The sequence below is a fragment of the Amycolatopsis acidiphila genome, from assembly GCF_021391495.1.
GTDB lineage: Bacteria > Actinomycetota > Actinomycetes > Mycobacteriales > Pseudonocardiaceae > Amycolatopsis_E > Amycolatopsis_E acidiphila.
Window position 1 is genome coordinate 3,008,757 of the sequence record NZ_CP090063.1, and the last position, 25,477, is coordinate 3,034,233.

Annotated in this window: 25 protein-coding genes and 1 pseudogene; 15 read left to right on the plus strand and 11 right to left on the minus strand. The window is 71.3% G+C overall.

Features of this window, described 5'->3' with window-relative positions:
* Positions 1 to 84: 84 nt before the first annotated feature.
* Positions 85 to 510, plus strand: coding sequence for a hypothetical protein (locus LWP59_RS14595; protein ID WP_144634438.1), 426 nt, complete (start codon positions 85 to 87; stop codon positions 508 to 510).
* 48 nt (positions 511 to 558) lie between these two features.
* On the opposite strand, the gene LWP59_RS14600 is transcribed toward LWP59_RS14595, so the two are convergent.
* Both LWP59_RS14600 and LWP59_RS14605 read right to left on the minus strand, forming a co-directional pair.
* The gene (locus tag LWP59_RS14600; protein ID WP_186383077.1) at positions 559 to 1,758 is read right to left on the minus strand and encodes a nucleotide disphospho-sugar-binding domain-containing protein; all 1,200 of its coding nucleotides are present in this window, start codon (positions 1,756 to 1,758) and stop codon (positions 559 to 561) included.
* A 52-nt stretch (positions 1,759 to 1,810) separates the two neighbouring features.
* The gene (locus tag LWP59_RS14605; protein ID WP_144634441.1) at positions 1,811 to 2,716 is read right to left on the minus strand and encodes a LysR family transcriptional regulator; all 906 of its coding nucleotides are present in this window, start codon (positions 2,714 to 2,716) and stop codon (positions 1,811 to 1,813) included.
* Positions 2,717 to 2,857: 141 nt separating this feature from the next.
* On the opposite strand from LWP59_RS14605, the pseudogene LWP59_RS14610 reads away from it, so the two are divergent.
* Positions 2,858 to 4,311 (plus strand): annotated as a pseudogene (locus LWP59_RS14610) (MFS transporter).
* Between the two features lie 42 nt (positions 4,312 to 4,353).
* Here the strand turns inward: LWP59_RS14610 and LWP59_RS14615 are convergent.
* The 5 genes from LWP59_RS14615 to LWP59_RS14635 all read right to left on the minus strand — a co-directional run bounded on the left by LWP59_RS14615 (position 4,354) and on the right by LWP59_RS14635 (position 10,687).
* Positions 4,354 to 5,544, minus strand: a complete 1,191-nt coding sequence (locus tag LWP59_RS14615) for an NAD(P)-dependent malic enzyme (RefSeq protein ID WP_144634444.1) — start codon at positions 5,542 to 5,544, stop codon at positions 4,354 to 4,356.
* 80 nt (positions 5,545 to 5,624) lie between these two features.
* Positions 5,625 to 6,188, minus strand: coding sequence for a hemerythrin domain-containing protein (locus tag LWP59_RS14620; RefSeq protein ID WP_144634447.1), 564 nt, complete (start codon positions 6,186 to 6,188; stop codon positions 5,625 to 5,627).
* A 68-nt stretch (positions 6,189 to 6,256) separates the two neighbouring features.
* Positions 6,257 to 7,276 carry a serine hydrolase domain-containing protein gene (locus tag LWP59_RS14625; protein ID WP_222425440.1) on the minus strand — a complete coding sequence of 340 codons (1,020 nt, stop codon included), beginning with the start codon at positions 7,274 to 7,276 and terminating at the stop codon, positions 6,257 to 6,259.
* On the minus strand, positions 7,266 to 9,464 hold the full coding sequence (locus tag LWP59_RS14630) for an amidohydrolase family protein (protein ID WP_229857414.1): 2,199 nt from the start codon (positions 9,462 to 9,464) through the stop codon (positions 7,266 to 7,268). Before LWP59_RS14630 ends, LWP59_RS14625 begins: the two co-directional genes overlap by 11 nt.
* A complete protein-coding gene (locus tag LWP59_RS14635; RefSeq protein WP_229857415.1) occupies positions 9,461 to 10,687 on the minus strand; it encodes a peptide MFS transporter in 1,227 nt (408 codons plus the stop codon). The genes LWP59_RS14630 and LWP59_RS14635 overlap by 4 nt, the downstream gene beginning before the upstream one ends.
* Here LWP59_RS14635 and LWP59_RS14640 point away from each other — a divergent pair.
* From LWP59_RS14640 to LWP59_RS14660, 5 genes are all read left to right on the plus strand, one after another.
* On the plus strand, positions 10,608 to 11,288 hold the full coding sequence (locus tag LWP59_RS14640) for an Lrp/AsnC family transcriptional regulator (protein WP_229857416.1): 681 nt from the start codon (positions 10,608 to 10,610) through the stop codon (positions 11,286 to 11,288). The genes LWP59_RS14635 and LWP59_RS14640 overlap by 80 nt on opposite strands.
* Before the next feature lie 79 nt (positions 11,289 to 11,367).
* The gene (locus LWP59_RS14645; RefSeq protein WP_144634450.1) at positions 11,368 to 11,721 is read left to right on the plus strand and encodes a hypothetical protein; all 354 of its coding nucleotides are present in this window, start codon (positions 11,368 to 11,370) and stop codon (positions 11,719 to 11,721) included.
* Between the two features lie 188 nt (positions 11,722 to 11,909).
* Complete coding sequence (locus LWP59_RS14650; protein ID WP_144634453.1) at positions 11,910 to 12,407, plus strand: pyridoxamine 5'-phosphate oxidase family protein; 498 nt, start codon at positions 11,910 to 11,912, stop codon at positions 12,405 to 12,407.
* A gap of 105 nt (positions 12,408 to 12,512) precedes the next feature.
* Positions 12,513 to 12,920 carry a YciI family protein gene (locus tag LWP59_RS14655; RefSeq protein WP_144634623.1) on the plus strand — a complete coding sequence of 136 codons (408 nt, stop codon included), beginning with the start codon at positions 12,513 to 12,515 and terminating at the stop codon, positions 12,918 to 12,920.
* 6 nt (positions 12,921 to 12,926) lie between these two features.
* On the plus strand, positions 12,927 to 14,072 hold the full coding sequence (locus tag LWP59_RS14660; RefSeq protein WP_144634456.1) for an RNA polymerase sigma factor: 1,146 nt from the start codon (positions 12,927 to 12,929) through the stop codon (positions 14,070 to 14,072).
* 18 nt (positions 14,073 to 14,090) lie between these two features.
* Here the strand turns inward: LWP59_RS14660 and LWP59_RS14665 are convergent, their stop codons facing one another.
* Positions 14,091 to 14,534 (minus strand): MarR family winged helix-turn-helix transcriptional regulator, encoded by a 444-nt coding sequence (locus tag LWP59_RS14665; protein ID WP_144634459.1) that lies wholly within the window; start codon positions 14,532 to 14,534, stop codon positions 14,091 to 14,093.
* 54 nt (positions 14,535 to 14,588) lie between these two features.
* Between LWP59_RS14665 and LWP59_RS14670 the strand changes: the two genes are divergently transcribed.
* From LWP59_RS14670 to LWP59_RS14700, 7 genes are all read left to right on the plus strand, one after another.
* Positions 14,589 to 15,590 carry an amidohydrolase family protein gene (locus LWP59_RS14670; RefSeq protein ID WP_229857417.1) on the plus strand — a complete coding sequence of 334 codons (1,002 nt, stop codon included), beginning with the start codon at positions 14,589 to 14,591 and terminating at the stop codon, positions 15,588 to 15,590.
* A 131-nt stretch (positions 15,591 to 15,721) separates the two neighbouring features.
* A complete protein-coding gene (locus LWP59_RS14675) occupies positions 15,722 to 15,925 on the plus strand; it encodes a hypothetical protein (RefSeq protein WP_144634626.1) in 204 nt (67 codons plus the stop codon).
* 57 nt (positions 15,926 to 15,982) lie between these two features.
* The gene (locus LWP59_RS14680) at positions 15,983 to 20,098 is read left to right on the plus strand and encodes a tetratricopeptide repeat protein (RefSeq protein ID WP_186383078.1); all 4,116 of its coding nucleotides are present in this window, start codon (positions 15,983 to 15,985) and stop codon (positions 20,096 to 20,098) included.
* A complete protein-coding gene (locus LWP59_RS14685; RefSeq protein ID WP_144634468.1) occupies positions 20,091 to 20,558 on the plus strand; it encodes a hypothetical protein in 468 nt (155 codons plus the stop codon). The genes LWP59_RS14680 and LWP59_RS14685 overlap by 8 nt, the downstream gene beginning before the upstream one ends.
* A 1-nt stretch (position 20,559) precedes the next feature.
* A complete protein-coding gene (locus tag LWP59_RS14690) occupies positions 20,560 to 20,721 on the plus strand; it encodes a hypothetical protein (protein WP_186383079.1) in 162 nt (53 codons plus the stop codon).
* Entirely contained in the window at positions 20,718 to 20,867 is a 150-nt protein-coding gene (locus LWP59_RS14695) for a hypothetical protein (protein ID WP_186383080.1), read from the plus strand. The genes LWP59_RS14690 and LWP59_RS14695 overlap by 4 nt, the downstream gene beginning before the upstream one ends.
* A gap of 5 nt (positions 20,868 to 20,872) precedes the next feature.
* Positions 20,873 to 21,943, plus strand: a complete 1,071-nt coding sequence (locus LWP59_RS14700; RefSeq protein WP_144634471.1) for a tetratricopeptide repeat protein — start codon at positions 20,873 to 20,875, stop codon at positions 21,941 to 21,943.
* A 188-nt stretch (positions 21,944 to 22,131) separates the two neighbouring features.
* On the opposite strand, the gene LWP59_RS40995 is transcribed toward LWP59_RS14700, so the two are convergent.
* From LWP59_RS40995 to LWP59_RS14710, 3 genes are read right to left on the minus strand one after another with little or no spacing between them, the layout of a single operon-like run.
* A complete protein-coding gene (locus LWP59_RS40995) occupies positions 22,132 to 22,404 on the minus strand; it encodes a non-oxidative hydroxyarylic acid decarboxylases subunit D (RefSeq protein ID WP_373299421.1) in 273 nt (90 codons plus the stop codon).
* Positions 22,371 to 23,786, minus strand: coding sequence for a non-oxidative hydroxyarylic acid decarboxylases subunit C (locus tag LWP59_RS14705; protein WP_144634477.1), 1,416 nt, complete (start codon positions 23,784 to 23,786; stop codon positions 22,371 to 22,373). Before LWP59_RS14705 ends, LWP59_RS40995 begins: the two co-directional genes overlap by 34 nt.
* A gap of 3 nt (positions 23,787 to 23,789) precedes the next feature.
* Complete coding sequence (locus LWP59_RS14710; RefSeq protein ID WP_222425441.1) at positions 23,790 to 24,377, minus strand: UbiX family flavin prenyltransferase; 588 nt, start codon at positions 24,375 to 24,377, stop codon at positions 23,790 to 23,792.
* Positions 24,378 to 24,470: 93 nt separating this feature from the next.
* Here LWP59_RS14710 and LWP59_RS14715 point away from each other — a divergent pair, with 93 nt between their 5' ends.
* Positions 24,471 to 24,920, plus strand: coding sequence for a MarR family winged helix-turn-helix transcriptional regulator (locus LWP59_RS14715; protein ID WP_222425442.1), 450 nt, complete (start codon positions 24,471 to 24,473; stop codon positions 24,918 to 24,920).
* Positions 24,921 to 25,477 lie beyond the last annotated feature (557 nt).

Below are 25,477 nucleotides of genomic sequence, written 5' to 3' on the forward strand. Positions count from 1 at the left end.
GATCCTTTCGACATAGCGGAAATCGCGGCTACAGTGGCGGATTCGACGTGCGAATGCGTGCCCGACCAGTTTTCGGAGAAGGCCATGAAGCTTCCGATCGAGGCGAGTCACCTCCCGGTCCGGATCGTGACCGGTGCGTTCATTCTCAACTCGGGGCTCGACAAGCGGGTCGCCGACCAGCAGACCGCCGCCCGGCTGCACGGGTTCGCCGCGGGCACCTACCCCGTGGCCGGGAAGATCGCCCCGGAGAAGTTCGTGCGGCTGTTGTCGGCCGGTGAGATCACGCTGGGTGCGGCGTTGCTGCTGCCGGTCGTGCCGAGTCTCGCCGCCGGTGCGGGCCTGGCCGCGTTCTCGGCCGGGCTGCTCGGCCTGTACTTCCGCACGCCCGGTATGCGCCGTCCCGGCAGCGTGCGTCCCACCGAGCAGGGGGTGGCGCTCGCGAAGGACGTCTGGATGCTCGGCGCCGGGCTGGGACTGGTCGTCGACGCCCTGACCCGCAAGGGCCGCTGAGCTTCGCCGCGCCGACCCGCTGCCGCCGGCGCGTGTGCGGCGGCGGGGTCAGCCCAGTGCGGCGACCGCGCGTTCCAGGACGCTGACCGGGCTCGGCTGGATGGCCATCCCGGCGCTGACCTGCTGCGCAGCGGTGCGGAACGAGTCCTCGGCAAGCAGCCGCCCGACCAGGGCCCGGACCGTGGGGACATCGACGGTGGCCGGGTCGTGCGAGAGGCCGACACCGCGCTCGGCGACCCGTTGCGCCGAGAGCGGGTTGTCGGCGAAGGAGGGCAGCACGAGCTGCGGGACCCCGTAGAACAGCGGCGTCGCCGTGGTGCCGGATCCGCCGTGGTGCACGATCGCCGAGCAGGTCGGCAGGAACACCGACAGCGGCAGGAAGCCGACCGGGCGCACGTTGGGCGGCAGCTCGCCGAGATCGGTCAGGTCGGTCCTGCCCGCGGCGAGCACCACGTCGACGTCCATCCCGCCCAGCGCCTCGACCACGACGGTGAAGTTGCTGACCCCGGTCATCGCCGGCACGACCGTGCCGAGCGTGACCGCGATCCTGGGCCGCTCCGGGCGCTGCAGCGCCCACTCCGGGACCACGCTGCCGCCGTTGTAGGGCACGAACCGCATCGGCCACCACGGCGCGCCGTCGCGCTCGTCGGACTGTTCCTCGCCGGCGGCGAGCCCGCCCATGCTGGGTGCGCGCGGGTCGATCCTCGCAATCGTTTTCGCCCTGGCAGCGCCGATGCCGAGCTTGTCCCGCATGAGGTCGCTGATCTCGTCCTCGCCGAAGACGTGGTGCTCGGAGCGCCAGTCCACGTCCCGCACCGACCACGAGATCCGGTTGCCGACCTCCAGCGCGGGCGCACCGAGCGCCGCGGCGGCGAGCATGCCCGCGGCGTGGTCGGAGGTGTACACGACCAGCTCGGCACCGAACGCGCGGCCCGCCGCGATCGTCCCCTCGGTCATGGTGACGGTGAACAGCCCGAACGGGTTGCCGGTCCGGCCTGCCAGCCGGTACTCCTCCGGCAGGTCGTCTCGTGGGCCGTCCTTCGACGTGATCGAGGACATCAGGTCGCTCCACACGTCCCGCTGCGGGAACACGTCGTAGACCGGCAGCCCGGCTCGCGCGCCGACCTCGGTCATCTCCGACGTGGTCGCGAGCAGCACCTCGTGCCCGGCGGCCCGCGCCGCCCAGATCAGCGGTATCAGCGGCAGCGTGAGCCCGTACCCGGGCGCGGAGGCGAACAGGATCTTCACCGCCCGAGCCTTTCAGATCCCGTCCGCCCGCGCAGCCGAATTCCTGTCGCGCTCATTCACCTGGGCGGAGCGCCTCGAGAATCGTGTCGCGCAGCCAGCGTTGCGCCGGATCGGCATCGAGCCGGGCGTGCCAGAGCAGCCGCACCGCGACGTCCGGCAGGTCCGCGGCGACGGGAAACCAGCGGATGCCGAGAGTGCTGCCGTACTGCTCGGCCAGGCGTTGCGGGACGAGTCCGACGTAACGGCTCGACGCGACCAGCAGCGCGGCGACGGCGAAGGTGGGCACGACGGCGGCGACGTGACGGTGGAGGCCCGCGGCGGCGAGCGCGTCGTCGAGCGGCCCGCGCGCGCGGCCACGGCGGGAGGCCGAGACGTGGGGATGGCGGCACAGCTGCGCCAGGGTCGGCCGGCGGTGGCGGCCCAGTGAGCTGTCGGCGCGCACGATCCCGACCAGTCGTTCGCGGTACAGCACAGCGGCCCGGATGTCGGGAGCCGTGACGCCGCCGACGCCGATGTCGAGATCCACCGAGCCGTCGCGGAGGGCCTCGGTGCTTTCGCTGCCCTCCGCGACGAACCGCAGCGTCACGCCCGGGGCGGCCGCGGCGGTGGCTTCGACCGCCGCCGTCGCCAGGGTCGCGGCCACGCCGTCGTTGATGCGGATGGTGAAGGTGCGCTCCAGCTCGGCGATCGTGACCTGGCGGTCGGCGCTGATCAGTGCCGACGCCTCGTCGAGCAGCGACCGCACCCGCGGCGCGGTCCGCAGCGCGAACGGTGTCGGGGCCAGCCCGCGCCCGGCCCGCACCAGAATCGGGTCGTCCATCGCCCGCCGGAGCCGGCCCAGCGCCCGGCTGGTCGCCGGGATGGACAGGTGCAGCCGCTCGGACGCCGCGGTGACGCTGCCTTCCTGGAGCAGCGCGTCGAACACGCGCAGGAGGTTGAGGTCGAGCTGCTCGGGCATAGTTGCATCATACGCAAGGACCTCTTGTGAAAGTTGCGTGGAACGGAGGCCGTCGCCGTCCCTAACGTCGTCGCCATGCCATTCAACCTCCTGACCCGCGCCCCGGCTCCAAGCGTCTCGCAGCGCGGCCTGCTCGTGGTCATGTGCGCCTGCGTCGTGCTCGTCGTCGGGATGGTCGCCGCGATCAACCTCGCCGTCCCGATGCTCGCCGCGAGCGCACTGCACCCGTCCGCGTCGGCACTGGTCTGGATCGTCGACACCTATGTGATCTTCTTCGCCTGCCTGGTGATTCCCGGCGGGGCCGCGGGGGATCGGTTCGGGCGCAAGGGTGTCCTGCTGACCGGCCTGGCGCTGTTCGCCGCGGGGGCGCTGATGTCGGCGGTCGCGCCGGACCTCGTTCTCCTGCTCGCCGGCCGGGCGGTGACGGGCGTCGGCGCCGCCGCGGTGCTGCCCAACACGCTCGCCGTCCTGCTGCACGCCGTCCCCGCCGAACGCAAGGGCGCGACGATCGCGGCCTGGGCGTCGATGACCGGTATCGGCGGGGTCGTCGGCAACGCCGGCGGCGGGGCGGTCCTCTCCGGCGGTTCGTGGCGCTGGTTGTTCGCCGCCACAGTCCCGGTTTCGCTGGTTCTCGCCGCGCTCGCCGGACGCTTCGCGCCGGTGTCGCCGCGCCATGACCGCCGCCTCGACCCGCTCGGCGCGGTGCTGTTCGTCGCCGCGTCGGTCGCGCTGCTGCTCGGCATCGTGCAGGGCCCGGAGGCCGGCTGGGGCAGCGTGCTGGTGGTCGCCGGGTTCGCCTGCTCCGCCGTGCTGTTCGCGGTGTGGACGTTCGTCGAGCTGCGGGCCGAACACCCGCTGCTCGATCCCCGGCTGTTCCGGGTCGCGGGCCTGCGCGGCGCCTGTCTCGGCATGACCGCGGTGTTCTTCGGCATGTTCGCGCTGTTCTACGTCAACGCGTCGTTCCTGCAGTACGGCAAGGGATTCGGCGTACTGTGGACGGGCCTCGGGATCATCCCGCTGACCGTCCCGGTCGTCCTGGGCGCACGACACGTCGGGCGTCTCTCACAGCGAATCGGCCTCGACGCCACCATCGCCCTCGCGTTCGTGTTCGTCGGCGGCGGTTTGCTCGGACTGTCCACAAGCGACACGCAGACGCCGTACCCCGGATACGCCGCGTGGCTCGTCGTGACCGGAGCCGGGGTGACGCTGGCGCTGCCGACGCTCTCCGGCGTCATCGCGGGCTCGCTGCCGCCGGCCCAGGCCGGGGTCGGCACCGGCCGCAGGCGACCACCCGCGAGTTCGGCAGCGCACTCGGTGTCGCGGTCATCGGCAGCGTGCTCACCGCACGGTTCGCCGCCGCGCTGCCACCGGACATCCGCTCCGGTTGCGATCCGCACACCGTGGCCCAGGCACTCGCCGCGCCCACCCCCGGCCGCGCCCAGGACGTCGTGACGGCGTTCGTCTCGGGCACGGACGCCGGACTGCGGGTGGTGGGCGTGACCGTGCTCGTGCTCGGCGGGCTCGTCGTACTGCAGTCACTGCTGTCCCGCGCATCCCGTGGCGGAACTGGCAGAGACCGGGATTTCGGTAGGTGAGTACTGACCTCGGCAGCCTGGCGGGGCGCGCGACGCGGACAGTCAGCGGCCGCCGGCCGGCCTTCTGCCGCGCTCGGCCAGTCGCACGTGGTCGCGGCGACCTCGGCCGCGGGTCAACCGGCCCCGGCGACCGCGGAGGGCCATGGCGGGCACCAGTTCTTCGTCGAAGACGCCGGGCACGATCCGCTCCGCGGACAGCTGCCCCGCGGCGACACCGGCGAGCGCCTCCGCGGCCGCCAGCTGGATCCCGGTCGTGACGGTGGGGGCCCCGGAGTCGAGCAGGCCACGGAACACGCCGGGGAACGCGAGCACGTTGTTGATCTGGTTGGGATGGTCGCTGCGGCCCGTCGCGACGACCTCCGCGTGCTCGGCCGCGGCGCGCGGATCGACTTCGGGCTCGGGATTGGCCAGTGCGAACACGATCGCCCGGTCCGCCATCCGCGCGAGGTCGGCGCCGTCGAGGATGCCGCCCACGCTGACCCCGACGAACACGTCGGCGCCCTCGAGCGCGTCGCGCAGCTCACCGCTGCGGCGCCCGGTGTTCGCGTGCTCGGCCAGCCACCGCTTCTCGCCGTCGAGATCGCGATCCGGATGCAGCACGCCGGAGCTGTCGCACACCACGATCCCGTCGTCCCGGTATCCGGCTTCGAGCAGCAGGCGGGCGATGGCGCTGCCCGCGGCACCGGCGCCGGAGATCACCACGGTGGTGTTCGCCGGCTTGCGTTCGGTGAGCCGTAGCGCACCGTGCAGGGCGCCGAGCACCACGATCGCGATGCCGTGCTGGTCGTCGTGGAAGACCGGCACGTCCAGCTCGTCCCGCAGCCGTCGTTCGATCTCGAAGCAGCGCGGCGCGGCGATGTCCTCCAGGTTGATCGCGCCGAACGAGGTGGCGAGGTCGCGCACCGTCCGGATGAGATCCTCCGGGTCGCGGCTGAGCGGGCAGATCGGCCACGCGTCGACGTCGGCGAACCGCTTGAGCAGAGCCGCCTTGCCCTCCATCACCGGCAGGGCCGCGGCAGGCCCCTGGTCGCCCAGCCCGAGCAGCGCCGAACCATCGGACACGATGGCCACCGAGTTCGCCTTCACCGTCTCGCGGCGCAGTGCGGCGGGATCCTCTGCCACGCGCTGGGCCTGCTCCGCCACGCCTGGCGTGTAATGCCGTGACAGGTCGTCCGGATTGTCCAGACCGACCCGGACCGCGGTCTCGATCTTGCCCCGACTGTGCTGCGCCATGACATCCGGCTACCCACGGTGCGGGCCGCCGTAACCCCGGGGGCCCACGACGACGTCGCGTGGGCCCCTGAGGACGCTCCCTAGCCCTTGTGCTTGCTCAGCGCGTCCCGCAGGCGGTCGATCAGGCCGGCACCGGGGTCGAGGATCAGGTTGGCCGGGGGCCGGTCGGGGGCCCCGGGGTGCGGGCGCGTCGGCGCGATCTTCTTGGCGCGCGTCACCTTCTCGCCCAGATCGCGCAGCTCCTCCGGGCTGCAGGCCTGCTGGAGCTTCGGCAGCAGGTCTTCCTCCTCGTCCTTGATGTGGTGACGGATGTCCCGCATCAGCTCGCCCAGCAACCGGTCGAACTCCGGATCGGTCGCGGGCACGCCCTCGAGCTGCTTCATCACCTGTTCGGCTTCGGCGTGCTCCTCGATCTCGTGGTCGGCCAGCTCGTCGCCGTCGTCGAGGTGGCGGCGGGCGGCCGGGTACATGAACTGCTCCTCGGCGACCGAGTGGCGCACCAGCTCGGTGATGACGTGGTCGGCGAGGTCGCGCCGGTGCTCGGGGGTGCCCCGGCCGGACTCCAGCTCGGTGAACATCTGCTCGACCTCGCGGTGGTCCTTGGTGATGACGGCGATGAGGTCGGTCTGCTCGGTGGTGGTCATGGCAGCTCCGTTCGCGGGAATGGGACGCACTCGTGCTACCCGCTCGGCGCCGCGTCAACCGGCCATGGTCAGCTCAGCTTGACGGCCGCAGCGTGGAACTCGCGTCGTACCCGCTCGATGCCGGTGCCGGTGCGGACCGGGTGCACGCGGTTGGTCAGCAGCACGAAGTAGCGCCCGGCATCGGGATCGACCCACAGGCTGGTGCCGGTGAACCCGGTGTGCCCGTAGGAGCGCGGGCCGAGGTCGGTGCCGACGGGGGAGCCGGGCACGTCCAACCCCTGCCAGGCCAGGCCGCGCCGAAGGGCCAGGCCTTCGGTCTGCGTCGCCGTCATCGCCTCGTGGGTCCGCGGTTTCAGCAGCGGCGCCGCGCCGCCCGTGAGCACGCTGCCGAGCTTCTCCAGGTCGGCGAGCGTGCCGAACAGCCCCGCGTGCCCGCAGATCCCGCCGAGCACCACGGCGTTCTCGTCGTGCACCTGCCCGCGCACGACCCGGCCGCGCCACGGGCAGTTCTCGGTGGCGACCGCTCGTTCGGTGTCGGCGGGGGTGAAGCCGGTGGCGGTCATCCCGGCCGGCCCGGTGACGAGCCCGGCGACGAGCCGGTCGAGCGGGGCGCCCCCGGCGGCCTCGGCGATCAGGCCGAGCACGATGAAGCCCTGCGAGGAGTACTCCACCCGGGTGCCCGGCATCGTCCTCAGTGGACCGACGCGAATCGCGTCCAGGAGCGCTTCCCTGGTCGGATGCTCACGGTAGAGCGGCGTCCCGCCGGGGAGCCCGGACGTGTGGGTGAGCAGCTGCCGGACGGTGATGCCCGCCTTCTCCCGCCACGCGGGGAGGTAGTCGGTCACCCGCGCGTCGATCTCGATCGCGCCGCGGTCGGCGAGTGCCATCACCGCGAGCCCGATGATCGGCTTGGTCACCGAGGCCAGGTCCCACAGGGAGTCCTCCCCGACGGGCGGGCCTTCCCAGGCGCGGGTGCCGAGCAGGCCGCGGTCGAGCACTCCGTCGGCGGTGCCCACCGACCAGGCGGCGGCCGAGAAGACCCTGTCCTCGCGCGCGTTCGCCAGCAGGGCCGCCGGTTCACCCGCCACCTGTCACCAGCCGCATCGCCGGGGCACCGTCGACGAGCGAGGCGGAGACCCGATTCGCCGCCTCGGCGACCAGCGGGCCGAGCACCTTGGTGTTCTCCAGGCTGAGGGTGAACGTCAGCCCGGACACGCTGATCGCACCGGCGACCTGGCCGAGCCCGTCCAGCACGGGAGCGGCGACACAGCGCACGTGCGGCTCGTTCTGCTCGTCGTCCACGAGATAGCCCTGCTTGTCCAGTTTGGCCAGTTCCCGGCGGATCTTCGCGGGATCGGTGAGCGTGCGCGGCGTCCGGGCCGCCAGCGGGCCGGCGAGGATCGCGGCGACCTCGGCCTCGGGCAGCCGGGCGAGCATCGCGCGGCCGACGCCGGTGCAGTGCAACGGCACCTCGCCGCCGACGTGGGAGTTCATCCGGTACGCCTGCTCGGGCTCGACCTTCTCGACGTAGACCGCGTGGTCGTCGTGGCGGACGGCGTAGTGCACGGTGTGCCCGGTCCGCCGCTGCAGCTCCGCGAGCACGGGTCGGGTGAAGCGGGTGGCGTGGCTGCCGGACAGCACGGCGGCCGACAGGCCCAGCAGCCGCGGGCCCACGTCGTACTGGCCGCTCCCGGCGCCGACCGCGAAACCCGCCTCCGCCATGGTCTGCAGCATCCGGTGCGCGGTGGGTTTCGGCAGCTCGCACTGCTTCGCGAGATCCGCGAGCCGATGCGGGCCCCCGGGCCGCGACAGGGCTGTGAGCACCTCGAGCGCCTTGCCGACCGCGCCGCGGGCGTCGGTGTTACGCGCCTGTTTCGGTCCCTCCGGACCGTTGACAGCCCTTTCCATGCGGCCTAGCTTAGCGCAATCAGATTCCATGTGGCGGAACTCTATGTCATATGGCGAAACGTCAGGAAGGAGCCGAGGGCCTTGGCCAGATCCCGCCTGTCGCGCCGGGACGCGGGCGACCTCACCGGTCGACAGCAGGGTGTATAACGTCCTATTCGGTGCCGCCTCCTCGCGGTCGGCCACGTGCACGGCTCGGCCGTCCTGGTAGACGGCGAGGACCCGCTTTCCCAGGTCCCGCACGTCGAGCGGGTCGCCGTCGACGATGACGAGGTCCGCGCGTTTGCCCGGGGTCAGCGAACCCAGGCTGCTCTCCAGGCCCATCAGCTCGGCGGCCGACAGGGTGGCGGCGTGCAGGGCGTCGGCGGGGGTCAGGCCCTGCTCGACGAGGAGCTCCAGCTCCAGGAGGTTCTCCCCGTGCGGGTAGAGCGGCGCGTCGGTGCCCATCGCGATCCGGACCCCGGCCTCGACGGCCCGCCGCACGCTGTCGTCGGTGCGTTCCTGATCTTCTCGACGATGTGCCCGGGTAGCCGGCTCCGGCTTCGACCGCCTGGCGCAGGCCGACTCCCGCGCTGAGCGCGGCACCAGCCAGGTGCCGCGCTCGGCCATCATCGCCAGCGTCTCGTCGTCCAGGAAATGACCGTGCTCGATCGAGCGGACTCCGTTGCGCACGGCCGCTTTCGCGCCGTCGCCGTGTGCGTGCGCCATCACGTGCAGTCCCGCCGCCGACGCCTCGGCGACCATCATCGCGATCTCGTCATCCCGGAAGTGCGGGATCTTCGGCCCGGCACCGCTGGAGACGACGCCACCGCCGGTGGCGACCTTGATGACGTCGGCGCCGGCCCGCACGAGCTCCCGGATCTTGCGGCGGATCTCCTCCGGGCCGTCGACGATCACCGGCGGGCGGCCGGGATGCGGTGGCAGCAGGTCCACCACACAGGTCGAGGGCCACCACGGGTCGCCGTGGCCCCCGGTCTGACTCAGCATGTTCAGCGAGATCTGCATGCGCGGCCCCGGGATGAGCCCGCGTTCCTGCGCGACCCGCATGCCGAGGTCCGCACCCGCCGCGTCGCGGACCGTCGTGATGCCGGCGGCGAGGGTTTTCGCCATGTTCAGGGCACCTTCGTAGAACTGCAGCGAAAACGGCTGCTGCGCGCTCTCGAACAGGTCCGACCCGGTCATGGTCAGGTGCACGTGGCAGTCGATCAGCCCGGGCAGCACGCCGCGGCCGGTGCAGTCGACCTCCTCGTCGCCGTCGAGGCCGGTGCCGACGTCGGCGACCCGGCCGTCTTCGACCACCACGTCGGCGGGACCGGCGGACCGGGACGCCGGGTCGAACACGACGCCGCCACGGAAGACGGTGCGCTTCATCGCCGACCTCCGATCGCGGCTTCCAGCCCCGTGTCCACAGTGGACTTGTCTCGATCGGCCTGCCTGCGGATGAGCGGGGCGAAGGTGAACAGGATCAGGGCGATGACGACGGCACCCCCGCCGAGCGCGCCGAAGTAGCCTGCTGCCGAGTCCGCGTTGTAGAACTTCACCAGCTGGGCGCCGATTCCCTGTCCCGCGGCGTTGGAGGACAGCCACAGCCCCATCGTCTGGGTGGCGAACGCGGCGGGCGCCAGCCGCGCCGTCGCGGACAGCCCGATGGGGGACAGGCACATCTCGCCGACGGTGACCACCGCGAGGCTGCCGGCCAGCCAGAGCGGGTTGGTCTGGCCCGGATGCAGCGCCGGCGCCACGAGCATCAGGTACGACAGCCCCGCGATCGCCAGCCCGGCCGCGAACTTGTGGGCCGTCGAAGGCGAGCGGGGCGAGCGGTCGAGCCGCAGCCAGATGACCGCGAACAACGGGGTCAGGATGATCAGCACCAGCGACCCGACCGACTGGAACCAGGAGGCCGGCATGGTGAACCCGAAGGCGTTGAGGTCGGTGCTCTCGTCCGCGTACTGCGCGTTGACCGTCGCGCCCTGTTCCTGGATGCACCAGAACGCGACGGCGGCGACGAACATCGGGATGTAGCCACGGACCCTGGCGCGTTCGGCCGCGGTCGTGCGCTTGCTGTGCAGCATGACGGTGAAGTAGCCGATGGGCAGCGCGATCGCGAGCACGCTGATGGCGTTCACGATCCCGCCCCCGTCGAGGAGCCCCGTGCCGACGGTCACCGCGACGACCGCGATGAGAACGGCGATGCCGGCGAGGACCGCGATCAGCCGCGACCGCGGAACTTCGCTCAACCGCAACGGGTTCTTGAGCTTGCCGCTGAGCGGGCTGAGGTGGCGCTGGGTGCGGACGTAGACGACGAGGCCGAGCACCATGCCGACCGCGGCGATGCCGAACCCCAGGTGGTAGTCGTACTTCTGCCCCACGGTGCCGACGACGAGCGGTGCGAGCACCGCGCCGACGCTGATGCCCATGTAGTAGATGCTGAACCCGGAGTCGCGCCGCGGGTCGTCCTTGGCGTAGAGGTCGCCCACCGACGACGAGATCGTGGGCTTGAGCAGGCCCGTGCCGATGGCAATGAAGATCATCGACGCGAACAGCGCGCCGGCACCGGCCGGGATCGCCAGGCAGGACGCCGCCGAGCTGCGCACCGCCGACGTCGAGGCGTTCGCCCGCGGCCTCGCGCGCGTCCAGGCCGTGCCGGGTATCCGCGCGGTCCAGGCGATGACCTACCTGCGCATCTGGAAGGACCCGTACTTCCCGCCCGGCCCGCTGGAGAGCCCCGGCCCGCTCGCCCGCATCGAGCTCGATGCCTCCGACCACGCGCTGCTCGCACACCTGCGGGTCGACGGCCGCGCCTCGTTCGCCGAGCTCGCCAGCGTGACGGGGCTTTCCCCCGGCGCGACCCGTGTCCGGGTGCTGCGCCTGCTCGACGCCGGCGTGGTCCACGTCGGTGCGCTGGTCCGGCTCAACCCGCTGAGCCGGACCTACACGATGGGCTTCGCGCTGAACTTCACCGGCGACGCCGAGCCGGTCGCCAGGAAGGTCGTCGCCCTGGACGAGGTCGACTGCCTCGCGACCGGGGTCGGCTGGTGCAACGGGATCGGCACCATCCGGGCCGGTTCGCTCGACGACGTGCTCGCCACGCTGGAACGGCTGCGCGGCCTGCCGGGCGTGCGGACCGTCGAGGCGTGGACGCACCTGCGGGCGATCAAGGAGGAGAACGACCGCGCGATGCCGCTGGCCGGGTAAGGCGCTTTTCCGCGCGCTGTCGAATCGGCCGGTGCCCACTCGACGTGTCGGTGACAGAGGCGAGTGGGAGGACAGAGCGATGAACACCAACCTGCTGACCCGGATCGCGCTGACCGACGCGCTCGTGGCCGAGGACAACGCCGAGGAGAGCGGCTTCCTGGACGCGCTCGACCGGATCACCTGCCCGCTGCACCGGCGGTGGGTACACCAGTGCTGCCACAGCGACTCGCACGTCAGCCGGGTGAGCGGGCACCGCTGGTGCCGTCCCTGCGGGCGCGTGCTGGAGGTCGCCGTCGACGAGGTTCGCGCCACGGTGGCACTGCGCTGTCCCAAATGCCACCGCGGCGCGCGCACCCGCGCGGACGCGCAGCTGGTCGCGGCCTGCGAAGCCAGCCTCGCGGCGGCGCGCCACCCGCTTCGCCGCGCCGCCTGAACCCGGCCTGGTGCCTCCGGCCCGCACGCTCATCGGCCGGTCCTCCAGAAACGTGTCCTGAAAACCAGCACGCTTCCGGATGTCGAGAACGTGCAGCCGGCTCCGTCCCAGCGACACCAGCGACCACGACGGGCCGCGCGGGGCATCGGTCGCGTCACGTTCGCGAAAACGACTCAGGAGGGACCACCATGCACCAGAACGAGATCACCGAGGTTCTGAACCGCCCGCTCAGCCGGGAACTGCTGGCCCGCGACCTGACCCGCCTGGCCTATGTCGCCAAGGACGGCACACCCCGCAACGTCCCGATCGGGTTCACCTGGAACGGCGCGGAGATCGTCATGTGCACCACGAAGAACGCCCCGAAACTGCCGGCTCTGCGCGAGAACCCGGCGGTCGCGCTGACGATCGACACCGAGGTGCACCCGCCGAAGATCCTGCTCATCCGCGGCCGGGCCGAGCTGGACGTCGTCGACGGCATCCCGGACGAGTACCTCCAGCTGAACGGCAGCTATGAGATGACGCCCGAACAACGGGTCGAGTGGGAGGCGGAGGTGCGTTCGCTCTACGACGGCATGGTCCGGATCGTGGTGACCCCGGCGTGGGCGAAGCTCATCGACTTCGAGACGACGCTGCCGAGCCCGGTCGAGGAGCTGGTCCGGCAGCGGGACGAGCGCCAGCGCGCCTGAGCGCCTGCAAGCCCGCCGGAAAAAGTCGCGGTGGGATGTCGAGATCCCGAGCGCGGCCCGGTCCCCCCAGTGAACAATCACCCGTACCACACCAAGGAGAACACGATGGCCAAGTACCTGTTGCTCAAGCACTACCGCGGCGCGCCGGCCTCGGTCAACGACGTCCCCATGGACCAGTGGACGCCGGAGGAGCTCACGGCCCACGTCCAGTACATGCGGGACTTCGCCGCCCGGCTGGAGAGCACCGGCGAGTTCGTCGAGCATCAGCCGCTCTCCCCGGAGGGCACGTTCGTCCGTTCCGATGGCGAGGGGCGCCCGCCCGTCACCGATGGCCCGTTCGCGGAAACCAAGGACCTGATCGCCGGGTGGACGGTCATCGACGTCGACAGCTACGAGCGGGCGCTCGAGCTGGCCGCCGAGCTGTCCGCCGCGCCGGGTGCGGGTGGTAAGCCGATCCACGAGTGGCTCGAGCTGCGCCCGTTCCTGACCCCGCCCCCGACCATCACGGAGTGACGCACGGTGGACGAAGCCCTGCTGCGGACCCTCACCCCCACCGTGATCGGCGTCCTCGTCCGCCGCGGAGCCGACTTCGCGGCTGCCGAGGACGCCGTGCAGGACGGCCTGGTCGAGGCCCTGCGAGTGTGGCCGGACGCCCCGCCGCGGGACCCCCGGGGCTGGCTGGTCACGGTGGCCTGGCGCAAGTTCCTCGACGCCGCCCGCGCCGACACCTCCCGACGGCACCGGGAGGTGCGCGTCGAGGAGGAGCCCCCGCCGGGCACGGGCGAAATGGTGGACGACACGCTCCAGCTGTACTTCCTGTGCGCGCACCCGTCCCTGACACCGGCCTCGGCCGTCGCGCTCACGCTGCGCGCGGTCGGCGGCCTGACCACGCGGCAGATCGCGCAGGCCTACCTCGTGCCGGAGGCGACCATGGCCCAGCGGATCAGCAGGGCCAAGCGGACCGTTTCGGGCGTCCGGTTCACCCAGCCCGGTGACGTCGCCACGGTGCTGCGCGTGCTCTACCTCGTCTTCAACGAGGGCTACTCCGGCGAGGTCGACCTCGCTGCCGAGGCGATCCGGCTCACTCGGCAGCTGGCGGTCAGGACCCACCACGAGGAGGTAGCGGGCCTGCTCGCGCTCATGCTGCTCCACCACGCCCGGCGCCCGGCACGGACCGGCCCCGACGGCACGCTGGTGCCTCTTGCCGAGCAGGACCGCGGCCTGTGGAACACCCGCCTGATCGCCGAGGGCGTCGACGTGCTCCAGGCAGCCCTCGCCCGCGACCGCCTTGGCGAGTTCCAGGCCCAGGCCGCCATCGCCGCGCTCCACGCCGATGCCCGGACGGCCGCGGAGACCGACTGGGTGCAGATCGTCGAGTGGTACGACGAACTGGTGCGCCTCACCGACAGCCCGGTGGTCCGCCTCAACCGGGCCGTCGCGGTCGGCGAGGCCGACGGCGCGCGGGCCGGCCTGGCCGCCCTGGCGGCGCTCGACCCCGCCCTGCCCCGCCACACCGCCGTCGCGGCGTACCTGCACGAGCGCGACGGTGACCCGGTCACCGCGGCGCGGCTCTACGCCGACGCTGCCCGGTCGGCGCCCAACCTCCCCGAACGCGACCACCTCACGCGACAGGCCGCACGGCTCAACGCGCAGCTGCGCAGTTGAGCGGCCCCACCGGAGTTGTCAGCTGCCGCGCCGGGTTCTCGCGACGAGCTGGGTTTCGATCCGCCGAAGGGTCGAGTTCACGGCGTCGATCTCTTCGGGGCCGGACACGATGCCGTCGAGCAGGCGGCTCCAGACCTCACGTAGTCGGTGCAGGTTGTCCTGTGCTCGCGCGGTGGGGTACAGGCGGATCCGGCGAGCGTCGTGCTGATCGACGTCGCGGCGCACCAGGCCCTTCTTCTCCAGTCCCCGCACCGCCCTGCTGAAGTTGCTGGAGATCAGCTGGGTCGCCTCCGCCGCCGCACTGGCCGACGTGCCCGGGTTCCGGTCGATGAACCGCATCACCGCGCTCTCCAGCGGCGTCCACGACTCGGCGCCGAACTCCTTGGACGCGTGGAGCTGCCTGCCGACCGCCAGTATCAGGTCGGCGAGCTCGAACAGCCGCGACGTTTGCTCCTCATCCACCCCGTCATGCTATCTTTTCTGTCAGATGATAGCTATCATGCGATAGGAGACCTGGTGAGCACTCCGTTGCGCGGCAACACTCTCATCGCCATCGAAGAACACTGGATCATGCCGGACCTGACGGCCGCCCTCGGCGCCGTGCCGCGGGAGGTTCGCGACGAAAGCCTCGCCTTCAACGAGATGGGCGACAACCAGCAGCGCCTGGAGGACCTGGGCGCGGGCCGGATCGCGGCCATGGACGCCCAGGGCATCGACGTGTCGATCCTCGCCCTGACGCCGCCGGGAACCCAGCCGCTGCCGCCCGAGGATGCCCTCCGGCTGAGCCGCACCGCGAACGACGTCGCCGCGGCGGCCGTCAGCCGCAATCCGTCCCGGTTCCGATCGTTGTCCACTCTGCCCATGTCGTCACCGCGCGATGTCGCGGGCGAGCTCGAACGAGCCGCGGGCCTGGGCCACGTGGGCACCATGGTCTACGGCCGGTCCGGCGACCTCCTCCTCGACGACCCGGTCTACGACGACTTTTTCGCTGCCGCCACGGAACTCGGCCAACCGGTGTTCATCCATCCCCAACTGCCCTCGCCCGCCGTTCGCGACGCGTCATACCGCGGCTTCGACCCCATGACCGATCTCGCCCTCGCCACCTTCGGCTGGGGCTGGCACCTGGACACCGCGACAGCCGCACTGCGGCTGATACTCCGGGGCACCTTCGACCGGCATCCGGACCTGCAGGTCGTGCTCGGCCACTGGGGGGAGATGCTGCTGTTCTGGTTGGACCGGGCCAACAGTCTCTCTCGCGTCGCCGGCCTGCGCCGATCGATCTCGGACTACCTACGGTCGAACTTCTTCATCACCACCTCCGGCATGCTCAACCCGGCGCTCCTGCACCACGCCCTGTCGGTGACCTCCGTCGACCGGCTGATCTTCTCGACGGACTACCCGTTCCAGCAGCCGACCCGGGAGGAGATCGATTCCTTCCTGGGGCAGTTCTCCTCCGATGCGGAACGCCGGAAGTTCTCCTCGGCCAACGCGGCATCTCTGTACGGCCTCGACAGCTGACACGAGGGGCAACGTAGGTGACGGCCCCCGTCTTCACCGGCACTTGACGGTTGTTACGACTTTCCGGCGTCGTCCCGAACTGGTGCCGTCAGGTGGCAGAGTGGCGCCATCCGGACTGGCTGGGAGTGGACATGAAACGATGGGTGCTGCTTGTGGTCGGGGTCGTCCTCGGCCTGCTCGGCCTGCTGTGGACGCTGCAGGGCGGTGGCGTGATCACCGGCAGCGGTATGTCGGGACAGCGTCAGTGGTTTCTGATCGGCCTGATCGCACTGGTCGTGGGAATCGCGTTGGTGGTGAGCCAGGCGCGGCGCCGGGCCGGGCGCCGATCCGGCTGAAGTACGGGTACCGGCTGATCACCTGTCGGTAGGATGCGGGCAGGGGGGTGCCCGCAGGTGCTGACGCTGACCATCGGCGAGGACGAGGTGGTCCTTCACATGGGGGGCGAGGCCGTCCGCCACGTTCCGGACGGTGTCGACGACCGCCTCCGGGAGCTGGCCTGGCGGCTGGGGAACCGGCCCTCGGCCGGGGTGGCGCGCGAGCTCGGCGTCATGCTCGGGCGCAGGTTCCTCTCCGGTGCGGCGGGGACCGCGCTGGCCCGCGCGCTCGAACCGGCCGGCCGGGCCGCGCTGGCGATCGAGGCCGCCGACGAGGAACTCGCCGACCTGCCCTGGGAAGCCGCCATCCTGCCCGGGGAACAAGTACCGCTCGCGCTGGACAGCCGGTTCGACGTGTGCCGCGCCGTGCGTGCGCCCGGCCAGATCCCGGCGCCGCGGGTGCCGGGGCCGTTGCGCATCCTCGCCGCGATCGGCAGCCCGGACACCGACAGCGGCGAACTGCTGGACTACGAACGGGAACTGGCCCGGATCCTCGACTCCGTCGACCCCAGCCGGAACCGGCACGCCGGTGTCCGGGTCCTGGAATGGGGCAGCACCACCGCGATTCGCGCGGCGCTCGCCGACGGGCCCTGCGACGTCCTGCACATCTCCTGCCACGGCCGCCCCGGCGAGCTGCTGCTCGAGACGGAGTCGGGAGAACCGGACCACGTCGACGCGCGGCGGTTCCTCGCCGAGGCGCTGCCGCCGGGCGTGCGGGTTCCGCTGGTGGTGCTGACCGGGTGCGCCACCGCGCTCGCGACGCCGTTCGACGTCGCCGGCCTCGCGCGCGGACTGGTGCGCGCGGGCACGCCCGCCGTGCTGGCGATGCGCGGCCCGGTCGCCGACCACTACGCGATCTCCCTGTGTGCCGCGCTGTACGAGCGGCTGGCCGGTCGCGGCGACCTCGATCTACGAGCGGCGGTGGCGGCGGTGCGGCGCGGGCTCGCGAGCGACGGCGCCGAGTGGACGGTGCCGGTGTTGTTCCTGGCGAACGGCAACGCGCCCGCGCTCGCGCCGGACGATCTGCGCGAACCCGCCGGGGAGAGGCACGAACCCGCCAGTGTGCTCGCCTGGCACGACCGTTCCGCCGGCTACTTCGTCGGCCGCCGCGCCGCGCTGCGGCGGCTGAGCCAGGAGCCGAACGGCGTGCTGCTGCACGGCATCGGCGGCGCCGGCAAGACGAGCCTGGCCGCCGAGCTCGCGAGCCGGGCCGAGCGGGCCGGCGCCGTCGTCGTCGCGCTGACCGGCCGGGTGCCGGTCGACGCCATCCTCGACGCGGTACGGGCGGCGCTCAGCCGGCACTGCACCGATCACGGCCTCGCCGAGGACCACCCGGCCCGGCGCGCGGTGTGCGCACTGTCCGAACCGGACGCCGCGTGGCGGGATCTGCTCCCGCTCGTCCGGGAAGCCGCCGTTCCGGTCCTGCTCGTCCTCGACAACGCCGAGGACAACCTCGAGTCCACGATGGACACCGGGCTGGCCGCCTTCCTCGCCGCGTGGCTCGACTGCGGCCGGCTGCTGATCACGTCCCGGTACCCGTTCGAGGTGCCCGGCCTGCCGTCCTGTCACGTCGGCCCGCTGAGCTGGCCCGAGACGCGCAAGCTGATGTGGCGGCTGCCCGGGCTGGACGCGCTCACGACTCACCAGCGGCGGCTCGTCTGGCACCAGCTGGGCGGGCACCCCCGGGCGCTGGAGTACCTCGACGCGCTGCTGCGGGACGGCCGGGCCCGGTTCGACGACGTGACCGCGAGGTTGGCGGCCGCGCGGGCGCGGCTGCCCGCGGGGTTCGACGACGCGGTGAGCGAGGCCGGCGCGCTGGTCGCCGACGACGTGCTGCTGCCGGAGCTGCTGGCGAGCCTCGACGAACAGCCACTCGCCCGCAGGCTGCTGTCCGGCGCGTCGGTGTACCGGAAACCCGTGGACCGCAACGGCCTGGCCTGGCAGGTCGCGCAGGTCCACGACGTGCCGCCGGAGGCGCACACCGACGTGCCACCGCTGACCGTCCCGGCGGGACTCGACGCGGCGACCGCCGTGCTGGCGCGGCTCGGTCTGCTCGCGCCGGCGGAGGACGGGCACCTGGTGCACCCGTGGACCGCGAGCGCACTGCACGGGCTGGCGGAGCCCGGCGTGCTCGCCGACGCCCACCTGCGTGCCGCCGGGTACTGGATGTGGCACCTGCGCCAGCGCGGCCTCGACGAGCTCGTCGACATCAGCCAGCTCGTCGAGGCCGGCTACCACTACTTCGCGGGCGGTGACCTGAACGCCGCCGCCGGGGTCATCCTGCTGGCCTGTGACGAGCTGGACACCCGGGGGCGCTGGTCGTGGGCGGAACAGCTCTGCGCGGAGGCGCGCGAGTGGCTCCCGCAGTCCGGCATCGCCGCCGAGCTCACCCTGCGGCTCGCGTCGCTGCGCTTCGCGCGCGGCGACACCGATGGGGCCGAACGGTTCGCCGGCGAGGCGTTGCGCCAGTTCGAGGACCAGGGGGAGCGGGCGAACATCGCGGCCGCGCTGCACCGGCTCGGCATGATCGCGCACCACCGCGGCGACAACGCCAAGGCGGGCGAGCTCTACCGGCGGAGCCTCGCGATCTACGAAGAGCTGGGCGACCACAACGCGATCGGGATCAGCTACCACCAGCTCGGCCTGCTCGCCGAGCGCGACCGCGACACCGCCCTCGCCGAGGAGTACTACGAGCGGTCCCTCGCCGCGGCGCGCTCCGCCGGCGACCTGTCCGGCGTCGCGAGCGCCACCCACCAGCTCGGCATCATGGCCGAAAAACGGGGCGACCACGTCAAGGCGGAGACGTGCTACCTGGCGTCCCGGGACGCCTTCGCCCGGCTCGGCGATCGTGGTCTGGTGGCCAACGCCGACGTCAGCCTGTCCGAGATCGCGCGGAAGCAGTGGCGGCTCGATCGCGCGATCGAGCACGTCCGGTCGGCACTGGGCGTCTTCGAGGAGATCGGTTCGGTGGCGCGCATCGCCGAGTGCCACCTGCAGCTCGGCACCATCGCCCGCGACCGCGAGGACACCCGGTGGGCGGCGTCCTGCCTTGCCAGAGCCGGCGAGCTGTTCGAGCAGATCGGGTCGGCGCGGCAGGCCGCATACGCGAAGGGCCTGCTCGGCCAGGTGCTCACGCTGGGTGGGGAGCATCCGGCCGCGGTCGCCGCGACACTGCAATCCCTTGTGCTGCGCGAAGAAGTGGGCATGTCGCCGGACAACCTCCATTCCTGGCTCGCGATCCAGTACGTGGAGCTGGGCGAGCCCGCGTTCGCGGCGGCGGTGCGCGGGGTGCACGGGCCGGCCGAGGCCGGGCTCGTCGTCGACCAGGCCCGGCAGTACTACGAGACGTTCATGACGAGGAAGAACCAGGACAGGGCGGCAGGGACGTACCACGGCTTCGGGCTCGAGGCGAGCAGGAACGGCGAGCCCGATGCGGCGCGGGTGTACTTCCGCGCCGCGCTGGCCCGCTACGAGGCGGCCCGCAACCTGCCCGGCGTCGCCAACACCCACGAACAGCTGGGGCTCCTCGCGGTCGACGCCGGCGAGCTCGACGAAGCCGAGTGGCACTTCCACCGCGCGCTGGAGCTCCACCAGCGTTCGGAGAACCCGGCCAACGTGGCCATCAGCTACCACCAGCTCGGCCAGCTCCACCAGAAGCGGCAGTCGTGGGACACCGCGGCGGAGTACTTCCACGCCTCCATCGACGTCAAGCGGCGGCTCGGCAACCGGGCCGGCGTGGTCAACAGCCTCTTCCACCTGGGGCGGGTCGCGGAGGAGCAACGCGACCTCGACGAGGCCGAGCGGATCTACCACGAATGCCTCGCGATCGACCGGGAGCTGGGCGACCGCGGCGGCCTCGCCATCACCCAGGCACAGATCGGCATCGTGCTCGGCGTACGGGGCCGGCACGCGGAAGCGGTGCCCTGGCTGCTGTACGCGCTGCTGGCCAACCTGGACCTGAAGTCCCGCAACGCCGTGAAGAACATCAGTGAGCTGCGCGACCGCCGGCGTGACCTCGGCGAGCGCGAGTTCGGTGCGATCCTGCGGCAGTATGTCGACGAGGCCACGGCAGTCCAGGTGCTGCGGCTCACCGACGTACTGCCGACTGCGGGCATGGAGGACGCGGATGTCTGAACCCGGGGACGAGCCCTACCCCTCGATGTCCGTGGTGCGCGCCGAACTCGACGTCGAGCTCGGCCTGCTGGAACGGCGCTCGGCCGCCGTGGACACGAAAGCCGGGCTGGTGCTCGGGTTCGCCGGCGTGCTCGTCGGCTTGACCAAGGACGTCCAGACGTGGATCACCGTGGCCGGGCAGGTCGTGGCGGTACTGGCCGCGGTCGTGGCCATCAGCGCGTTCCTGCCCCGGTACGGCGGCGCGGTGAACCCCATGACGCTGCGGCGCAAGTACCTCACCACGGACAAGGCGGTGACCGAGCTGTCGGTGCTGGACACCCGGCTCGTCATCAAGGAGCGCGACGAGGCCACCCTGCGGGTCAAGGCGCGCCGCGTGCGCACGGCCGTCGTGATCCTCGTGCTGGCCATCGCCGTGATCGTCGCGAACTCCGTCGTGCACCTGATCCAGGGAAGTGGTTGACGTGACCGAGGAAGACGCCCGCCCGCCGGTGCCCCCGGTGCCCCCGGTGCGTCCCGACCCCGATCTGGTCTGGCAGGTGGAGGGCGACGAGCCGACCATCGAGCAGTACCGGGCCGAGTCGAGCAGAGCGGCCGAACGATCCCGCCAGGAGGACGAAGAATGAGCGACGACAAGGATTCGCGGCCCGAGCAGCCCGAGCCTGCACCGGAGTCCGCGCCGGTGCGAGTACCGCCGGCGCTGCTCGGCGACCCGGAGCTGATCGTCGAAGTGGTCCGCGACGCGCCGCCACGAGACGACCGGGACCGGTAGCCGCCGTGTCGGACCACCACCGGACCCCGTCGGGCGCCGTGCGGTCCACGTTCGAGCTGAGCCTGTCCCCGGACAAGGTGGACGAGCTCCTCGCGATCTGGCGAGCCACCCACGCCGAGCGGGCCAGGGCGCTCGGGGAAAACCACCCCGAGACGCTCAAGGCGGCGCTCCCCGTGGCGATCTTCGAGCTGATGGCCGGTCGCGCCGGCGAAGCCGAGACGGTCCTGCGGTCACTGCGCAAGAAGCACACCCAGCTCGTCGGCCCGGAACATCCGGACACCCTCAACGTCCAGCGCCATCTGGGCACGGCCCTGCGTCAGCTGGGCCGCGACGCCGAGGCCGAGGAGGCCTACCGGGCCGTGCTGGCGGCGGGGGAGCGGGTCGGCGGCGCACCGTCGCAGTTCGGCGACGAGGTGCGCCATGCGCTGATCGGGCTGCTGGCCGACCAGAACCGGTACGACGAGGTGGTCCCACTCCAGCGGGAGGTGGTCTCGTTCGCGGAGCGGAACTTCGGTCCCCAGCACGCGGACACGGCGACCGAACGAGCCACGCTCGCCGAGGCGTTGGAGGCCGCGGACCGTCCGGAGGAGGCCGTCGCCGCATACAAGGTCGCGCTCGCCGACGCGGAACGAATCCACGGCGCCGACGACCTGCGCACCAGGAACTTGCGCACTCTGCTCGCCCAGCTGGCGTGCCGGATCGGCGATCCGCACGCGGAACAGGCCCAGCGCGGCGTGGTCGCCGACATGGAACGGCACAACGGCCGGGACGACCCAGGCACCCTCGTCGCGCGGGCCAACCTGGCCGGGCTGCTGCGTGAGCTGGGCCGGCACGAGGAGGCGGTGGCGCTGTACCGGGAGGTGATCGACGACCACGAGCGAGTCCTCGGGCCCGACGCGCCCGGCACCCTGTTCACGATGGCCAACTACGGCAAACTGCTCCGCCGACTGGGCCGCGACGCAGACGCCACCGCGCTGTACCTGGACCTCTTCCCCAAGGCGGAGGCCGTGTTCGGCCCCGACCACGCGGTCACCGCAGACGCGCGCGCGGCCCTGTCGGAGTTCGGCTTCGGTTGACCGCGGGGAGGGCCTTGCCGGGCAGACCTCGAACCACGTCGACCGTCCCCACGCCGGGCTCCGGCCATGCGCGTCGGCAGGCCCACCAGCTGCACCTTTTTCGTCCCTCCGTCCACGTTCGGAGGGGCGCTGTTCGGCCGAAGTCGAAACGACGCGGGGCCCGGCTCGCGCCGAGCCCCGCGTCGGTGTCAGGCGCGACGGGGAGGCACCGTAGGAACGACCGGCATCTCTGCGATCGCGGCCGGGTCGACCTTGAACGCCGCGGGGTACGTGGCTGGATCGGACACGTAGGCGGCTTCCGTGGAGCGCCAGCTGTAGGTGCACGTGCTACACGCGTACATCGTCCACGCCCCCGGGACCGGGGAAGTGGTCAGTACTCGGATCGTGCCGGTGCTGTCGCAGCGGGCGCAGGTCGTGGGCAGGTCGCTCATTTGATCAGTCCTTTGAGGAGGTCTTCCCATTTCTTGGTGTCGGCGGGGGCATCGACCGTCTGGGAGTAGTGGCCGCGCGTCTCCGGTGCGATCGGCGTGGTCGCGTCGAACACGACCTTGTGCGTGATACCCGCCGGATCCGAGCTCGGGTCCAGCGGTAGCACCGACGCGTTGGGCACGGTGACGATGTCGTGCTGCGGGTGGAACTTGACCGACATCGCCCACATCACCTGCGCGAGGTTGAACGGGTCGACGGTCTCGTCGACCATGATCATCACCTTGCAGTAGCCCAGGCCGTGCGGCGTGGTCATCGCCCGCATGCCCACGGCCTTGGCGAACCCGCCGTAGCGCTGCTTGACCGACACCACCGCCAGCAGCCCCTGCGTGTACATCGCGTTCACCGCGACGACCTCGGGGAAGTCCTTCTTCAGCTGCTGGTACAGCGGCACGCTCGTGTTGAGGGCGAGCGTGTAGTCCATCTCGGTCCACGGCATGCCCAGGTACAGGTGCTCGAAGATCGGGTCGGTGCGGTGGGAGACCTTGGTGATCCTGATGACCGGCTGACGGCGCCCGCCCGAGTAGTGCCCGGTGAACTCGCCGAACGGCCCCTCGATCTCGCGGACACCGGCGAGGATCTCGCCCTCCAGCACCACTTCCGCACCCCACGGCACGTCGAGCCCGGTCAGCGGCGCCTTCGCGATGCGGTAGGGCTCGCCCTGGATCGCGCCCGCCATCTCGTACTCGGACTGCTCATAGGTCAGCGGCATCCCACTGACCGTGGTCATCACCGGGTCGTTGCCGATCGCGATCGCGACCGGCAGGTTCTCCCCGCGCTCCTCCGCGGCGCGCAGGTGCAGGCCGATGTCGTGCGTCGGCAGCGGCTGGATGCCCAGCGTGGCCTTGTCCTTGACCTGGATCCGGTAGATCCCGGCGTTCTGCTTGCCGAAGTGATCGGGGTCGTCGGGGTCACGGCTGACCACGACGGCCTTGTCGATGTAGGTGCCCACGTCGTAGCGGTTGAGCCGGAACAGCGGGAGCAGCTGGAACAGGTCGATGCCCTCGTCGATGGTGTGCTCCTGCCACGGCGCGTCGTCGCGGCGCTCGGCGGGCACCGGGTAGTCGTCCCAGCGCCGGGCGAACTCGAAGAACTGCTCCTTCACCGGGGTGTCCTTGTCCATCCCCAGCATCAGTGCGTGGTTTGGCCACGAGCCGACGACGTTCAATGCGACGCGGCCGCGTCGGTAGCCGTGGATGTTGTCGAACAACAGCGCGGGACCGCGGTCGGTGAGGTTCGGCACGGCGCGTGCGGCCGCGCTCAGATCTGGCTCGGGGTGTACTGGGTCGGTGTGTTTGAGCAGCTGTCCCTCTTCTTCCAGAACAGACAGAAACTCGCGCAGATCGCGATAGGGCATGGTTCAGTTCCTTTCTGTTAGCCGGGCTCTCGCGTCGAACCCGGTCCACCGCCGGGCGGTGGGCAGCTCCAGGCCGAACTGGTCGAGGGTCCGCGCGACGATGTGGTCGACGATGTCGCCGACGTCGGCCGGCTCGTTGTAGAACGCCGGCATTGGCGGCAAGATGACGGCGCCCAGTCGGGCCAGGTCGAGCATGTTTTCGAGGTGAATGGGGGACAGCGGGGTCTCCCGGGCCAACAGGACCAGCGGTCGCCGCTCTTTGAGCGTGACGTCGGCGGCTCGGCCGACCAGGCCGTCGCCGTAACCGGTGCGGATACCCGCCAACGTTTTCATGCTGCACGGCGCCACGATCATGCCGTCGGTGCGGAAGGAACCGCTGGAGATGAGGGCCCCCTGATCGTCGGGGTTATACGCGGCTGTCGCCAGCTTTCCGACTTCCCGTGGTGTGTAGGGGGTTTCGTGCGCGATGGTGGCTCTGGCCCAGCGGCTGATCACCAGGTGGGTTTCCACGTCCAGCTCCCGGAGCACCTCGAGCAGCCGGATCCCGAACACGGCGCCGGTTGCGCCGGTCATCGCTACGACGAGCTTCACCTGATGCCTCCTCGATATAGGACGTGTACGTCCTTTCTCTTCGACGATATGCTCCGTGCACGTCCTGTTTCAAGGGGTGGAAGGGTGAAGAGAGTGGTGTCACAGGAACCTGTGCCGTCGGCGGTGGCGACCGCGGTAACCGGGCTCGGGCACTTGTCCCGACGACTGCACCAGGTCTACACCCGGCGCTGGCAAGAGCAGCTGGGCGACGAGGTGACCGGCCCACAGTTCAACGTCCTCGGCGTCCTGCACACTCAGGGGCCGATGGACCAACGCACGTTGAGTGAAATCTCGAGCCTCGACAAGTCGACGGCTGCGCCGGTGATCGAGCGGCTGCGCCGACGAGGGCTGCTGGAAGTCAGCAGGGACGACACCGATCGGCGGCGCAAGGTGCTCGTCCTCACCGATCAGGGCCGCGAACTCGTGGAACGGCTGGCACCGATCGTGGTGTCAGTCGCAGAAGGGATGCTGGCCGGCATCACCGCGGCGGAGCGTGCAAAGTTGTTGGAGCTGCTCGGAAGAGTCGCCCGCCCGAGCGGTTGACTGTGCCCGGGTCGCACGACACCGCATCCCCTGGGACGCGGGGCGTGATCGTTCACCAGGTGGCCGCTGCAGAAGCTCAATCTTCACGGGCTGGTCGCTCATCGGGAAACCACGCGTTCCTGACAGCTTCATGACGCCGGCTAATGGTGGCCGGTTTGCTACTCGCGGGGTTTGAGCGAAGCCCCACCTGTGCTACCTGCCCGCAAGCGCTACCCCTGCCTGAGGGAAAACACCAACGACAAAGTTGGTTCGCGTTCGCTCAAGACTACGGCGACAAGAAGTGGATCACGGCGGCCGCGAAGTCGTGGGCGGGCAACGCCGACGCGCCGGCCACCGCTAGACGGAGTGCTTTATTACGCAGGCTTGCGGTCAGACGAGGCGGCAATGCTGCGAAAGGGAGGTCTCGCTCTCCCCGGCACGGACGGACACCGGAACTCGGCGCGGTCGGCGGCAGCTCAACAGCGGGGAGGGGAGAATGTGCCGGGCCCGTGCGCGCCACAGCTCACTGCGCTTCTCCACAAGCATTTGGAGCGGTTCGGAACCGCGTCTGACGGCCG

What these genes read in the sequence shown, in the direction of transcription:
- LWP59_RS14595 (WP_144634438.1), top strand. Translation starts at nt 85, where the DNA reads ATGAAGCTTCCGATCGAGGCGAGTCACCTCCCGGTCCGGATCGTGACC.
- LWP59_RS14605 (WP_144634441.1), bottom strand. Translation starts at nt 2,716, where the DNA reads ATGCCCGAGCAGCTCGACCTCAACCTCCTGCGCGTGTTCGACGCGCTG.
- LWP59_RS14615 (WP_144634444.1), bottom strand. Translation starts at nt 5,544, where the DNA reads ATGGCGCAGCACAGTCGGGGCAAGATCGAGACCGCGGTCCGGGTCGGT.
- LWP59_RS14620 (WP_144634447.1), bottom strand. Translation starts at nt 6,188, where the DNA reads ATGACCACCACCGAGCAGACCGACCTCATCGCCGTCATCACCAAGGAC.
- LWP59_RS14630 (WP_229857414.1), bottom strand. Translation starts at nt 9,464, where the DNA reads ATGAAGCGCACCGTCTTCCGTGGCGGCGTCGTGTTCGACCCGGCGTCC.
- LWP59_RS14640 (WP_229857416.1), top strand. Translation starts at nt 10,608, where the DNA reads ATGGCAATGAAGATCATCGACGCGAACAGCGCGCCGGCACCGGCCGGG.
- LWP59_RS14645 (WP_144634450.1), top strand. Translation starts at nt 11,368, where the DNA reads ATGAACACCAACCTGCTGACCCGGATCGCGCTGACCGACGCGCTCGTG.
- LWP59_RS14650 (WP_144634453.1), top strand. Translation starts at nt 11,910, where the DNA reads ATGCACCAGAACGAGATCACCGAGGTTCTGAACCGCCCGCTCAGCCGG.
- LWP59_RS14655 (WP_144634623.1), top strand. Translation starts at nt 12,513, where the DNA reads ATGGCCAAGTACCTGTTGCTCAAGCACTACCGCGGCGCGCCGGCCTCG.
- LWP59_RS14675 (WP_144634626.1), top strand. Translation starts at nt 15,722, where the DNA reads ATGAAACGATGGGTGCTGCTTGTGGTCGGGGTCGTCCTCGGCCTGCTC.
- LWP59_RS14685 (WP_144634468.1), top strand. Translation starts at nt 20,091, where the DNA reads ATGTCTGAACCCGGGGACGAGCCCTACCCCTCGATGTCCGTGGTGCGC.
- LWP59_RS14695 (WP_186383080.1), top strand. Translation starts at nt 20,718, where the DNA reads ATGAGCGACGACAAGGATTCGCGGCCCGAGCAGCCCGAGCCTGCACCG.
- LWP59_RS40995 (WP_373299421.1), bottom strand. Translation starts at nt 22,404, where the DNA reads ATGGGAAGACCTCCTCAAAGGACTGATCAAATGAGCGACCTGCCCACG.
- LWP59_RS14705 (WP_144634477.1), bottom strand. Translation starts at nt 23,786, where the DNA reads ATGCCCTATCGCGATCTGCGCGAGTTTCTGTCTGTTCTGGAAGAAGAG.